The organism is bacterium, from assembly GCA_035380285.1.
Classification (GTDB): domain Bacteria; phylum Auribacterota; class Erginobacteria; order Erginobacterales; family DAOSXE01; genus DAOSXE01.
The window spans coordinates 1-12366 of record DAOSXE010000016.1; the positions used below are offsets into that span (position 1 = coordinate 1).

The window sequence follows — 12366 nt, forward strand, 5'->3', positions numbered from 1 at the left end:
GCGTCGCCGAAGGCGTCGGCGTCGGCGTCTTGTACCCGAACGGCGTGGGGGAGGGCCGGTCGAACTTCCAGACCCGGTAGGAAGAGGTCACCGCCCAGACGGTCGAAGGAGCGCGGGCGTCGAGGCCGTAACAGGTGCTGTCGGCCCCTTGGACCCGGGCCCAGCGGGTCCCGTCGTAGTAGTAGATGCCGGCGTCTTCACCCCCGAAGCCGGCCCAGACGTTGTGGGCGTCGTGGGCCGAAATCAGGGCCTGGATCGTCGTCTCGCCCACGTCCTCGGAGAGTTCCCACTCCCCGCTCTCGCCGCGGTGGAGGATAAGCCCTCCGTCTCCCGCCGCCCAGACGTCGGTCTGGGTGTTGGCGCAGACGTCGCGGAGGTAGCGGCCGGACTCCTCGTAGGCGACGATGGTGTCCAGGGTCCAGGTGCCGGCGTTGGAGTAATAGATCCGCGAGCTTTGGGTGGTCCAACGGGCGACCGCCCAGACGTTGTCGACGTCGACTCCGGAGATGCTGACGACGTAATAGCTGCCCAGGTTGGTTTCCCTGGTCCAGGTAGAGCCGCCGTCGGTGGAGCGCAGGATTATCCCCGTGGAGCCGCAGGCCCAGATGTTGGCGGAGTCGGCGGCGTAGGCATCGTAGATGTAGGACACTCCGAAAGTCTGCGTCTGGAGGTTCCAGTCGCCGCCGTCCCAGCCGTAGACCCTTCCCTGCGCGGACGGGGAGCGGGTTTCGCCGCACACCCAGGCGTGGTCGGCGTCGAGCGCGAAAACTCCCCGGAACTGCCCGGTTTCGGCGGTAAAGGCCGAGGTGGAGAGGCTCCAGGAAGCCCCGTCGAAATGATAGATATTGCCGACGCTGGACGAATAGGAATACGTCGAGGGGACCCAGACGTCGTCATCGCCCCCGGCCGAAATCACGCTGATCACGTCTGCGGCGATCTGAGTGGAGAGAGTCCAGTCCTGGACCACGTAGAAGGGCGAAGGGGTGGGGGAGGGAACCGGCGATGGAGTGGCGGAGGGGACGGTGTAGGAATAGATGCGGCAACGCTCAGTACCCGCCCAGACGGTCCGCCCGGCAATAGCGAGGTCTTCGGGGTTATACGATCCACCCAACCTCGTCTGCCGGGACCAGGATAAACCGTCGAAAAAGTAGATGCCGCCGACGTTGTCATTGGGCCCCGCCCAGACAGCGTTCCCGTTCATGCCCGCGACCGGCCCCGAGTTGACGGTCTCGGCCTCGGTGACGCGGGTGGAAACGCTCCAGGAAGCCCCGTCGTAGTAAAAGATGTAGCCCAGGTCGGTAACCGCCCAGACGTCGGTTTCGGAAATGGCGTCGAGGCCGCGCAGGTAACGGCTGGAGCCGAGGGCGATGTCGGTCTGGACCGTCCAGCCGGTTCCGTCCCCCAGGAGAATCTCGCAGGGATTGCTGGCGCCGCCGGCCCAGATGCGGGTGGAATCCAGCGCAGCCACAGCCGTCCAGAATTGGTTGCTGCCGGTATCGGTGCTGACGCTCCAGGTGGCGCCGCCGTCGGTGGTGTGGAGGATGACGCCGGTCCCCCCCACCCAGACTTCCTCGGTGTCGACGGCCGAGACGGATTCCAACTGGGAATAGTTGACGCTGCTGACGACCTCGGTCTGGAGTTCCCAGGAAAAGCCGTCGTAGTGGAAGATCATCCCGTGCCGCACCGGACCGCCCTCAAAAGTTTCACCCACCGCCCAGACATCGTCCGCGGCGGCGGCGCAGAGCGCCTTGAAGTCTCCGGTCTGCGCGCCGAACAGCGCGGTCTGCAGCGTCCAATCGGCGCCGTCGAAAAAGTAGATTCTCCCGAACGGTGGATACACAGTGTCTTCGACTGTCGCCCAGAAATGGGTTGCATCGAGGGGAGCAATATGAGCCGGGCCCAAAGAATATGCCAAGTCCGTCACCATCACCCACTCCGCCGCGCCCGCCGTTCCCGCCGTCAGCACGAACCCCAGCGCACCCAGAAAACTCAAGAAACGTTTCATTCCCGGACACCTCCCGTATATACGTCGATCTCGAACTTCGTCGTTGTTATAATCTGCCCGACTATCCCCGTCGGGTCAAGTCGACAACCGGGGCTAGTCGTCAAGCTTTTAAATCCCGGAATAGTTGTTTTCCGCCTCGTCCAGGAGAGGAAGGGATCGGTCTTTCTCGGAGAGGACGGGCCGCTCGACCGGCCACTCGATGCCGAGGACGGGGTCGTTCCAGGCGATCCCCCGATCGAGCTCGGGGGCGTAGTCGGCCGTGACCTTATAAAAAACCAGAGCGGTTTCGGAAAGAACGCAGAACCCGTGGGCGAAACCCGGGGGCAGATAGAGCAGACGGCCGTTCTCCTCGGAGAGGACAACCCCCCGCCAGCGGCCGTACGTCGGGGAGCCCGGCCGGATGTCGACGCCGACGTCGAAGATTTCGCCGGAGAGCGCCATTACCAGCTTCCCCTGGGCCCGGGGCGCGAGCTGATAGTGAAGACCGCGCAGCACTCCCCGGCGCGAGAAGGAACAGTTGTCCTGGACGAAGTCCGCGGGCAGTCCTGCCTCGGAGAAGGCCCGGCGCTCGAAGGTCTCCCGGAAGTATCCGCGCCGGTCTCCGAAGGTCCGGGGTTCCACCAGAACCAGGCCCGGCAGTTCCAGCGGGTGAAAGGCGAAAGGCATCCTCATCCTCCCGGGGCGGGCGCGGGAGCGGCGCGGCGTCGGGCACGGCGGATGAGGATGACCGCGCCTGCCCCGGCGGCCAGCAGCAGCACGACCAAGGCGACGGGGTTGTGGAAAATCTTGGCGACGATGACCACCAGGAAGGAAAGGACCAGGGAGACCAGCAGCAGGACCAGGCTGAGTACCCCCCGGGTCAGCCCGCCCAGGAAGGGGAGGACGTCGAGGATGGCGGAGATGGGCGCCACCACCATGCAGAGCCCGATCCACATGCAGAGGAAGCCGACCGCGCGCAGGATCCAGGTGGTGACCCGGTACTCGGTGGTGAGTTGGGAGAGGGCCTGGACCCGATCTCCGGCCAGGGCCCGGAAGAACCGTTCTTCGCCGTTCCGGTACCAGGGACCGATCCCCGTGCCCCGGACCGCCCCGAAGGCGGTGACGCCGGTGCCGGAGGGGAGGGCGAGAAAGCTGACGCGCAGGTCTCCCACCCGGGGCGCGCTCCCGGAGCCGGTTCCAAGGTAGACGTATCGGCCGTCGAAACGGGGGCCCTGCCCGGAAAGCGCGGGGGAGGGGGAAGGAACGGCCGCCGGCGACGGCGAAACCGGGGGCGTCGCCGACTCTTCCGAGACGGTCCAGGCCACCGCGGCGGTTTCGGGACGGGGAACAAGGAGCTCGTCACCGAGGGAGAGGGAAGACCCGCCGGGGAGAACGATCTCGCCGGGAACGATGTCGTAGGCTCCGATCTTGGCCGAGGGGGCGAGAAAAGAACGGGATTCGACCGCGGGCGCGGGGTTGAAGTGCCCTTCCGGATGCTTGAAATCGGAGGAATCGGCCGGGTTCTCGGTCCATTCCCTGGAGTAGGTGTAGGTGGTGGTGGTCTCGCTGCCGCCGCCGATCTTCTTTTCGGTCCGACTTTGGCTTTCCTCTTTCCAGGCGTACATCTCCACCACCCGCTGCAGGGAAACATACGGCCCGGGGCGGAGAAATTCGGGGTCGCCGGTCAGGGCCTCGGTAGTGAGGGGCCCGCTGATGGAGATAAACGTTCCTTCGCCGGCGGAGGGAGGAGACCCGGCATCGGTGGGGACGCTCTCCCGGGCGACGCTTCCCCAGTTGGTCCTTCCCTCGCTGATCCAGAGGACGACGAAAGAGGCGAGAAAGAGCAGCACCCCGAACGCCATCCCCTTGAATGAGGCGACGATGTTGCTCCCGTAACCGGTGCGCGTGACCTCGGTGAACTGATCGGCCATGGTTTTGACCCTCCCGGTCCGAATTCGGTTGTGACCCTTACATGCCTGAATTATAGTCTAGCGAATGCACGATCGCCCGACAAGAAAATCGGAAAAACAGCCGGAAACTGCCGCCGGAATCGGCGAATTCGGCCTGATCGATCTGTTCTCCACGATCGTTCCTCCCGGCGAGGGAACGGTCGCGGGCATCGGCGACGACGCCGCCGTGCTGACCCGGGAGGGAGGCGAAGCCGGCTACCTTCTCCTGGCCACCGACTGCGTCTGCGAGGGCGTGCATTTCCTGCGGGAACAGGGGGCGGAACGGATCGGCCGCAAGGCCCTGGCCGTCAATCTTTCCGATATCGCCGCCATGGGCGGAGTCCCGCGCTGGGCCGCGGTGGGGTTGGGGATTCCCCCGGACCTGCCCGTGGAATTCGCGGTCGGGCTGTACCGGGGAATGAGCGCCCTGGCCCGGACGCACGGGGTGGGGATCGTCGGGGGGGACACCTACTCCTCGCGCGAGGGCGTCTGCCTGGGAGTCACGGTCCTGGGCGAAGTGGAACCCGATCACCTGGCCCGGCGCTCCGGGGCCGCTCCCGGTCAGGCTATCTGCGTGACCGGGACCTTGGGGAACGCCGCCGCGGGGAAGCACCTCGATTTCACCCCGCGCCTGCTCGAAGCCCGGTTCCTTACCGGCGCATTCCCGGTGGGAGCCATGATCGATATCAGCGACGGGCTGGGCGCCGACCTGGAAAAACTCTGCCGGGCGTCGGGTACGGGGGCGGCGGTCCGGTTGGAGTCCCTGCCGGTGGAGGGGGGCGACGGGACCGACGAGGCAGCGGCCGCGGCGGCAGCCGGCAGCGGGGAGGAGTTCGAGCTTCTTTTTTCCCTGCCGCCCGAACGGGTGCCGGAGCTGCTGGAGGTTTTCCCCCGCCGGACGGGGTGCCCCGTGACCGTCGTCGGGGAGATCCTGCCGGAAGAGGACGGCCTTTGTTTCACGTTTCAGGGGAGGCCCCGGAGCCGGACTCCGCGGGGGTACGATCATTTCCGGCGGGGGGAGCCGCGATGAGAACCGAAATCACCGCCGGCCCGGAAGAGACGGCCCGGCTGGGGGAGGATCTGGCCCGGAGGCTGGGCCCGGGGAGCGTCGTGGCCCTGACCGGAGAGCTGGGCGCCGGGAAGACCTGCCTCGCCTCCGGAATCGCCCGCGGGCTGGGGGTCCGGGAACGTTACCTCCCATCGCCGACCTTCGTTCTCGCCCGCGAATATGCCGGACGTCTGCCCCTGTACCACCTGGATTTTTACCGCCTGGGGAAGGGGGCGGATTTCCGGGGGCTGGGGCTGGACGAATATCTTTTCGGGGAAGGGGTGACGGTGATCGAATGGGCCGATCGGGCCCCGGAACTGATCCCCCCGGGCGCGGTCGCCGTGGAACTGGAGTATCTGGACGGATGCCGGCGGCGGATAAAGATTCATGAAAGCCCTCGGGATTGAGACTTCTCACGGGACCGGGCGCCTGGCCCTAGTCGGCGGGGGACAACCGCCGCGGGAAGGCGAGGGCCTTCCCGGGAACCGGCATTCGGCTTCTCTTGTCCGCCTGCTCGAGGAACTCCTGAATCGGGCCGGGTGGAGAAAGGAAGACGTGGGCCTGATCGGGGTGGGAACGGGTCCGGGTTCGTTTACCGGTCTGCGGGTCGGCCTCGCCCTGGCCGGAGGGTTGGCCCGGGGGCTGGGCATACCGCTCTACGGCGTCGGAAGTTTCCCCGCCGCCGCCGCCGGGTTCGGCGAGGCCGAAGAGATTTCGGTCGTTTCCGACGCCCGCCGGGGCAGGCTCTATGCCGCCCGCTTCCGAAGGGAAGCAGCGTGGGTGGAAACCGTGCGCGGCCCTGAAATCGTATCCGCCGGGGAGATCGGGGACTACGTCCGCGGTTCCCTGGCGATCAGCCCGGACGCGGAACGGTTGCGGCGGGAGCTGCCCGGTTTCGCTCCGCGGCCCTGCCGCCCCTCTCCCCTGGCCGTGGCCGGGCGTGCCCTGGCCCTGGCCGAAGCCGGGATTCTCCCGGCGCCGGGGACCGCGCTCCCCGTCTACCTCGAAACCGGGGCCTATCGGAGAAAAACCGGATGAGGACGCTCCCGGCCAACCTGTTCAAGACCTGGGCGGAGATCGACCTGGGCGCGATCGCAGGTAACATCCGCGCCGTCAGGGAACGCTGCGGGGCCGGGGTGAAAATCCTGGTGGGCGTGAAGGCGGACGCGTACGGACACGGGGTTTTCCCGGTCGCGCGGACCGCGATCAAGGCCGGGGCGGAATGGCTGGGAGTCTCCCACGTCAAGGAGGCACTGGAGTTGCGCGGCTATTTCCCGGAAGTCCCCATTCTCATCCTCAGTTCCGGGATGGCCGGCCACACCGAGTTCATCATCCGCAACCGCCTCACCCCCGTGGTCTGTTCCCTGGAGATCGCCCGGGACCTGGCCGCGGCCGCCAAGGAAACGGGCACCATCGCCCGGGCCCACGTCATGGTCGACACCGGGATGGGCCGGATCGGGGTATGGCACGAAACCGCCCCCGAATTCATCCGCCAGTTCGCCGGCATCGACGGGGTGGTCATCGAGGGAATCTGCTCGCATTTCGCCTGCGCCGACGAAGAAGATACCGCCTTCACCCGGGAACAGTACGCCCGGTTCCGCCGGGTCCTGGAAAAAGTCGAGGCCGCGGGAATCAGGGCCCCGCTTCGCCATATCGCCAACAGCGGGGCCCTCCTCAGTATCCCCGAAGCCGACCTCGACCTGGTCAGGCCGGGGCTGATGGTGTACGGGATCCCGCCCGCTCCCCACCTGACCCGGTCGATCGACCTCAAGCCCGCGCTCACCCTCAAGACCCAGGTGGCGTTTCTGAAGACCGTCCAGCCCGGCCGCACCATCAGTTACGGGCGCAGTTACGTGGCCGGCAAGGAAACCCGGATCGCCACCCTCCCCATCGGCTACGCCGACGGCTTCAGCCGGGCCCATTCCAACCGGGGCCAGGTCCTGATCCGCGGGGAACGGGCCCCGATCGTGGGCAACGTGACCATGGACCAGCTCATGGTCGACGTCGGGCACATCCCCGGCGCCGCCGTCGGCGACGAGGCCGTACTCATCGGGCGGCAGGGGGAGGAGGAGATCACCGCCACCGAGTGCGCGGAACGGATCGGCACGATCTCCTACGAGGTCCTCTCCCAGCTGGGGAAACGGGTTTCCCGGGTCTATCTCGACGGGGAAGAAGCAAAGAGCAGAGGGCAGAGGGCATAGAGGAAGAGCCCACCGCAGGACCACTCTAGGGTTCAGGGTTCGGGGTTCGGGGTTCAGGAGGGATGCCCCCACCTCAGCCCCTGGAGATTCAGGAGTCCTTTCCGACCCCGTATTTCCCTTCCTTCATGAACTTCATGGTAAAAACCACAGATTTCGCAGACTAAAGATCAAGATTACGCAGATTGGGAAAAGGGAGAGCGCTTCTCTTGTCTCTGCCAAGGAATTTTCATCCCGTCTTCAATCCTCTGAAATTCTCTGCGCCCTGTGGTAAGAAGCAAAGTATAAAGGCATAGAGCAGAGCATTTTCTCCCTATCTGTGAAACCTACCTGCCGCAGGCAGGTTCGTGGACTGTTTCTGGGGCCGAGGTGGTGGGTTCTGACCTGAACCCCGAACCCTGAACCCTTTCTGCACCTGATTACTCTGATTAACTCTGAAAGAAGAAGAATTCAGGAGTCAGAATTCAGTATTCAGTAGCCCCCGACCTAACCCCCTGAAGATTTCTGCACCTGTGAGAAGCATAGGGCATGGAGCATAGAGGACAGCATCTTCAGTCCGTCTTCAATCCTCTAAAATCCTCTTGGGCTTCTTGTGCCTCTTGTGGCTAACCCTCTCCCCTTCATGAACTTCATGTCCTTCATGGTAGAATTCCATTTCTGAACCCTGAACCCTTTCTGCACCTGATTGCTCTGATTAACTCTGATTGAGTGGAAATTTTCGAATAGCGCTATCGAAGCACATCCCTCCTGAGGTCTGAGGGCTGGCTAGGAGTCTTATCCTATGCTCCATGCCCTATGCTCTATGCTTCCTCCCCCGAATCCTCTTCCGCCGGAGGCGGCGTCAGACGGAGCTGCCGGAAAGCTTGCGCTGAAGCCGGTCGAGGAAGGTCCGGTGGTGTTTCCCCGTCAGGTTGAGGTGGTGGTAGACCTGGAGCTTGGCCCAGTCCTCGATGAAGAGCCAGACCAGGCAGTAGCCCCAGACGTAGCCCACGTACAGCCAGGGGATCTTGGCCACGAAGATCCCGAACCCGACGATCAGGGCGGCGAGGGCCTGAGTGCCCAGAATCGCCCCCAGAAGGATCGGGGCGGGATAGGGCTTGGAGAAGAAGGGCTGCCGGGTTCGGGCCACGAAAAGCGTCAGATGCCCCGCCACCGCCAGCTTGAGATAGATCAGGGATTGGAGGACGGGGCCCGACAGTCCGAATATCTTCATGGCGATCAGCAGCAGCCCGAAGGTTTCGGCGACCCCGATCAGTCCGAGCGTGGAAGAGAGGGTGAGGACGCGTCGGAGGTTCCAGCGCACCGGCTTGGGATCGAGCCAGGTGTTGTCGTAGGCGATGAACATGATGGGCAGGTCGTTCAGCACCGCCAGGAGAATGATCAGAACCGCATTCAGGGGATAGAAGTTGAAGGCGATCATCGTCAGGGTGACGAAGAACAGGATCCGGATGGTCTCCGTGATCCGGTAGATGGTGTAGCTGTTCATGCGCTCGAAGATGCGCCGCGACTCCTCGATCGCGCGCACGATCACGGAAAGCCCCGGCAGGGTCAAGACCAGGGCGGCGGCCGACCGGGCGGCGTTGGTGGCGCCGGAAACCGCGATGCCCACTTCGGCCTGCTTCAGCGCCGGAGCGTCGTTGACCCCGTCGCCGGTCATGGCCACGATATGGCCCCGCTTCTGCAGCGACTTCACGATTCCGTATTTGTGCTCGGGGTAGACCTGGGCGAAGCCGTTGGCCTGCTCGATGGCATCGACGGTTTTCGCCCCCAGGTTCTCGACGTCCTCGTCCTCGCTGAAGGTCTTGTCCGCCGCCAGGATCCTGGTTCCCAGGCCCAGCTTGCCGCCGATCTCCCGGGCGATGGCGAGGTTGTCCCCCGTCACCATCTTGACGTCCAGTCCCTGTTCCTCCGCCCGGCTGATCACCTCGGCGGAATCCTCCCGGGGAGGGTCGGAGAGAGGGAGAATCCCCAAGAGGGTCCAGGCGCCGTCGTCTCCTTCGGCGCGGGCGACGCCGAGGGTGCGGTACCCTTTGGCGGCGAATTCGTCGACGATCCGGCGCACCTCCTTCTCCGTCTCCGGGTCCGGCCGGCTCAGCCCGAGGATCACCTGGGGCGCCCCCTTGGTGACGCGGAAGGTCTTCCCGTCCTTTTCGATTTTGGCCTCGGTGCGCTTGTGGACGGGGTCGAAGGGGACGAAGTCCGCCTGCCGGTAACCGCCGAGCGCGTTCCGATCCGCCAGGCCCTTGATCACGGCCTGGTCGATGGGGTCGGGGTTTTCGATCTCGGAGGCCAGGGCGGCGGCCAGCACCACCGCCTGTTCGGCCGTTCCCCCCACGGTCTGGATTTCGCCCAGGGTAAGTTTGTTCTGGGTCAAGGTCCCGGTCTTATCGCTGCAGAGGGTATCCACCCCGGCGATCTCCTCGATCGACTGCAGCCGGGAGACGATGGCTTTGTCCTTGGACAGGGTGAGCGCCCCCAGGGCCATGGTCACGGAGATGACCGCGGGGAGCGCCACCGGGATCGAGGCCACCACCAGAATGAGGACGAACTGGAAAACCGTGATCAGGTGGTCGCCCCGGGCCAGCTGGAAGATGACCAGCAGCGCGGCCAGGCCCAGGCTGATGTAGATAAGGAAATCCGCGATATGCAGCACCGCCTTCTGCAGGTGGGAGACGGCGCCGGCTTTCTCCACCAGGCGGCCGATGCGGCCGAAGCGGGTGTTCATGCCGGTCCCGATGACGAACGCGGTCATCTCCCCCTGGCGGGCGACCGACCCGGAGAAGACCGGCGCGCCGCTCTGCTTGTTCACCGGGAGCGATTCGCCGGTCAGGGCCGACTCGTCGACGCTCAGGTATTTGCCTTCGTCCAGCTTGGCGTCGGCGGGGATGATATCCCCCTGGACGATGCGGACGTAATCGCCGGGGACCAGTTCCCGCGCCGGGACCTCTTTCCAGGCTCCGCCCCGGCGGACCTGGGCCTTGAGCGCCAGTGCGTTCTTGAGTGCGTCGAGGGCGTTGTCGGCCTTGCGTTCCTGCCAGAACCCGATGACGGCGTTGAAGACCAGGAGAAAGACGATGATGTAGAGCTCTTCCCAGTGCCGGACCACGGCCGAAAGGATCGCCGCCACCTCGATCATCCAGGGGATCGGGCCCCAGAAGAAGGAGAAAAACTTGAGCCAGACGCTCTGGTGTTTTTCCTCCATCTCGTTGTAGCCGTACACGGCGACGCGGGCCTGGGCCTCGGCGTCGGTCAGCCCCTCCTCGGAGGTTTTCAGCTCCCGCCGCAGGTCGTCCAGCGCCATCTCCTCCAATTCCCGGTCCTTTTTCCTGATTTCTTTTTTATTCTCGGTCATGGCTGTTCCCTCGCTGGAGCGGTATCGCTCCCGCGTGTCAAAAGATCCTGTTTCGATTCATTCACCCGTATGCGTTCATGATAATTTCATTCCGGCCAAACGCCAACCCTTAAGGTGGGGTAGGGAGGAGAGAGGGTTCAGGGTTCAGGGTTCAGGGTTCGGGTAGGGATTAACCACAGGGGACACAGAGGGGGGAAAGAGAGGGTTCAGGGTTCAGAAATGGAATTTTACCATGAAGGACATGAAGGACATGAAGTTCATGAAGGTAGGAAAATAAGGGGCCGTGGTGAGGAAGTTTCTTGCTGAATTCTGAATTCTGTATTCTGAATTCTTCCCCCAACCAGAGTAATCAGGTGCAAAAATTCCCTATTCTGGTGGTATCAGTCGCGACCTCAAGTTGATCGGGTCGCCACCACGATTCGATTGGAGCAGATCCTGTCATCCATTCTTTAACCAACGGCGGTGACAGCCGCAGCCCCGTTGAGGCGACGCGCGAAGCATCGATAGTGTGGAGCAACCTTGTTGTGCCCTCAGCTTGTCTTTTCCACGAGGCGTCCGTTGATGTACTTGTGCAGGACGCTGGAGATAAGGGTTTGATACGGCAGGCCCTCGTGCACCGCCGCCTTTCGGAAGTGCACCAAGTCGCGTTCGGTCATCCGGATGTTCACCCGCTTGTCCTTCCGCAAGGTGGCACGAGCGGCCTCGCGGTAGCGAACCGCCTCCTTCTTGAAATCCGGTATCTGCTTCCATTCCCCGCGTTCGACGGACTCAAGAATGTCTTTTTCTTCCTTTGTCAGTTTCATGATGCAGCACCTCCAAGATACAGCTTCGTCATCTTTCGACTGGGAACGATCGTCTTCATGAAGATGACCTCGTCATCTTCAACAAACGGCACGACGCAGACATACCCCTCGACATTGACGATGAAGATCCTCTGGCCGGGGTACTGCTTCTGGTTGGGATGCTCGATCGTATCGAGCAACCCGCCATGCGTCAGGTGATAGACGATGTCTTCGAACGTGACGCCACGTTCCTGCTTCAGCCATTCGTTCTTCTCATCATCCCAGTCAAACAGTGGCATGATGCGTATATATCACGTTGTGTGCACTATGGCAACAGGAGTTTCAATCTTCTCCGGCACAACGGGACTGCGGCTGAACCTTGTTAGGCCTTCTTCTCTCGACGTTTCGTATTCCAGAATTCTCGAGGTGAAACGATCTTCATGCCCTTGATCTGCGATAGGCCAAGTATTTCTTTATCGCCTGTTACGAATAACTCGGCGCCGCCGTGATACGCCGAGCTGAGAATAACGACGTCATCGCGATCCTTTATGGAAACGTCAAGCACCTCAGACGCATCCCATTCGATCACGTCCGGGCTAAAAAAATCCGTTATGTCTTTCGACAAGGAGGCTGGGACCTTAAATTTCTTCGTCAATACGCGCCGAAGCTCGATCAGGAGGGGTTCGGATACGACGATCGTGTGTGACGCGATAACCTGACGCAGGATATCAGCGCAAAGTCCACGAGTTGCTAACGCACTTGCCAGGACGTTGGTATCGAGAAATATCCTCACGACACGTCAGCGAAGACATCATCATCGGTCAAATAGCCTTGTGCTTCGGCATAAGGCATGATGCGTCGCCGAAGCGAATTCAATTGGTTCAAGCGCAGTTGTCTGCGCAACGCTTCGCGCGCGACCTCGCTCCGGGATTTGTGTGCCCTACGGCTGGCTTCGTCGAGCAACTCTTGCAGGTCGTCATCAAGGCGAATCGATATCATGGCCGTTTTCATGTTATACAATGTATGACGTTCGAGCGGCTTTGTCAACGGGAA

Annotated in this window: 12 protein-coding genes; 4 read left to right on the forward strand and 8 right to left on the reverse strand. The window is 63.1% G+C overall.

Annotation, left to right across the window (positions count from 1 at the left end):
* From PLZ73_07435 to PLZ73_07445, 3 genes are all read right to left on the reverse strand, one after another.
* Nucleotides 1-2005 (reverse strand): hypothetical protein (locus PLZ73_07435; protein HOO77705.1); only part of this gene is annotated, 2005 nt, incomplete at its 3' end.
* 108 nt (nucleotides 2006-2113) lie between these two features.
* A complete protein-coding gene (rfbC, locus tag PLZ73_07440; GenBank protein HOO77706.1) occupies nucleotides 2114-2671 on the reverse strand; it encodes a dTDP-4-dehydrorhamnose 3,5-epimerase in 558 nt (185 codons plus the stop codon).
* Between the two features lie 2 nt (nucleotides 2672-2673).
* Complete coding sequence (locus PLZ73_07445) at nucleotides 2674-3915, reverse strand: TMEM43 family protein (protein ID HOO77707.1); 1242 nt, start codon at nucleotides 3913-3915, stop codon at nucleotides 2674-2676.
* A 64-nt stretch (nucleotides 3916-3979) separates the two neighbouring features.
* On the opposite strand from PLZ73_07445, the gene PLZ73_07450 reads away from it, so the two are divergent.
* The 4 genes from PLZ73_07450 to alr are packed head-to-tail and all read left to right on the forward strand — an operon-like array spanning nucleotide 3980 to nucleotide 7182.
* The gene (locus PLZ73_07450; GenBank protein HOO77708.1) at nucleotides 3980-4963 is read left to right on the forward strand and encodes a thiamine-phosphate kinase; all 984 of its coding nucleotides are present in this window, start codon (nucleotides 3980-3982) and stop codon (nucleotides 4961-4963) included.
* Entirely contained in the window at nucleotides 4960-5388 is a 429-nt protein-coding gene (gene tsaE / locus PLZ73_07455; protein HOO77709.1) for a tRNA (adenosine(37)-N6)-threonylcarbamoyltransferase complex ATPase subunit type 1 TsaE, read from the forward strand. The genes PLZ73_07450 and tsaE overlap by 4 nt, the downstream gene beginning before the upstream one ends.
* Nucleotides 5369-6019, forward strand: a complete 651-nt coding sequence (gene tsaB / locus PLZ73_07460; protein HOO77710.1) for a tRNA (adenosine(37)-N6)-threonylcarbamoyltransferase complex dimerization subunit type 1 TsaB — start codon at nucleotides 5369-5371, stop codon at nucleotides 6017-6019. Before tsaE ends, tsaB begins: the two co-directional genes overlap by 20 nt.
* Nucleotides 6016-7182 carry an alanine racemase gene (gene alr / locus PLZ73_07465; GenBank protein ID HOO77711.1) on the forward strand — a complete coding sequence of 389 codons (1167 nt, stop codon included), beginning with the start codon at nucleotides 6016-6018 and terminating at the stop codon, nucleotides 7180-7182. Before tsaB ends, alr begins: the two co-directional genes overlap by 4 nt.
* Nucleotides 7183-8020: 838 nt before the next feature.
* Here alr and PLZ73_07470 read toward each other — a convergent pair.
* The 5 genes from PLZ73_07470 to PLZ73_07490 form a co-directional block, all read right to left on the reverse strand.
* The gene (locus tag PLZ73_07470; protein HOO77712.1) at nucleotides 8021-10531 is read right to left on the reverse strand and encodes a plasma-membrane proton-efflux P-type ATPase; all 2511 of its coding nucleotides are present in this window, start codon (nucleotides 10529-10531) and stop codon (nucleotides 8021-8023) included.
* 530 nt (nucleotides 10532-11061) lie between these two features.
* The gene (locus tag PLZ73_07475) at nucleotides 11062-11334 is read right to left on the reverse strand and encodes an antitoxin (GenBank protein ID HOO77713.1); all 273 of its coding nucleotides are present in this window, start codon (nucleotides 11332-11334) and stop codon (nucleotides 11062-11064) included.
* Nucleotides 11331-11612, reverse strand: coding sequence for a BrnT family toxin (locus PLZ73_07480; protein HOO77714.1), 282 nt, complete (start codon nucleotides 11610-11612; stop codon nucleotides 11331-11333). The genes PLZ73_07475 and PLZ73_07480 overlap by 4 nt, the downstream gene beginning before the upstream one ends.
* Nucleotides 11613-11695: 83 nt before the next feature.
* The gene (locus tag PLZ73_07485) at nucleotides 11696-12106 is read right to left on the reverse strand and encodes a putative toxin-antitoxin system toxin component, PIN family (GenBank protein ID HOO77715.1); all 411 of its coding nucleotides are present in this window, start codon (nucleotides 12104-12106) and stop codon (nucleotides 11696-11698) included.
* Nucleotides 12103-12324 (reverse strand): ribbon-helix-helix protein, CopG family, encoded by a 222-nt coding sequence (locus PLZ73_07490; GenBank protein HOO77716.1) that lies wholly within the window; start codon nucleotides 12322-12324, stop codon nucleotides 12103-12105. Before PLZ73_07490 ends, PLZ73_07485 begins: the two co-directional genes overlap by 4 nt.
* Between the last annotated feature and the right edge of the window lie 42 nt (nucleotides 12325-12366).

Bases quoted from the DNA above. Each gene is read 5' to 3' on its own strand.
- rfbC (HOO77706.1), bottom strand. From the start codon at position 2,671: ATGCCTTTCGCCTTTCACCCGCTGGAACTGCCGGGCCTGGTTCTGGTG.
- PLZ73_07445 (HOO77707.1), bottom strand. From the start codon at position 3,915: ATGGCCGATCAGTTCACCGAGGTCACGCGCACCGGTTACGGGAGCAAC.
- PLZ73_07450 (HOO77708.1), top strand. From the start codon at position 3,980: ATGCACGATCGCCCGACAAGAAAATCGGAAAAACAGCCGGAAACTGCC.
- tsaE (HOO77709.1), top strand. From the start codon at position 4,960: ATGAGAACCGAAATCACCGCCGGCCCGGAAGAGACGGCCCGGCTGGGG.
- tsaB (HOO77710.1), top strand. From the start codon at position 5,369: ATGAAAGCCCTCGGGATTGAGACTTCTCACGGGACCGGGCGCCTGGCC.
- alr (HOO77711.1), top strand. From the start codon at position 6,016: ATGAGGACGCTCCCGGCCAACCTGTTCAAGACCTGGGCGGAGATCGAC.
- PLZ73_07470 (HOO77712.1), bottom strand. From the start codon at position 10,531: ATGACCGAGAATAAAAAAGAAATCAGGAAAAAGGACCGGGAATTGGAG.
- PLZ73_07475 (HOO77713.1), bottom strand. From the start codon at position 11,334: ATGAAACTGACAAAGGAAGAAAAAGACATTCTTGAGTCCGTCGAACGC.
- PLZ73_07480 (HOO77714.1), bottom strand. From the start codon at position 11,612: ATGCCACTGTTTGACTGGGATGATGAGAAGAACGAATGGCTGAAGCAG.
- PLZ73_07490 (HOO77716.1), bottom strand. From the start codon at position 12,324: ATGAAAACGGCCATGATATCGATTCGCCTTGATGACGACCTGCAAGAG.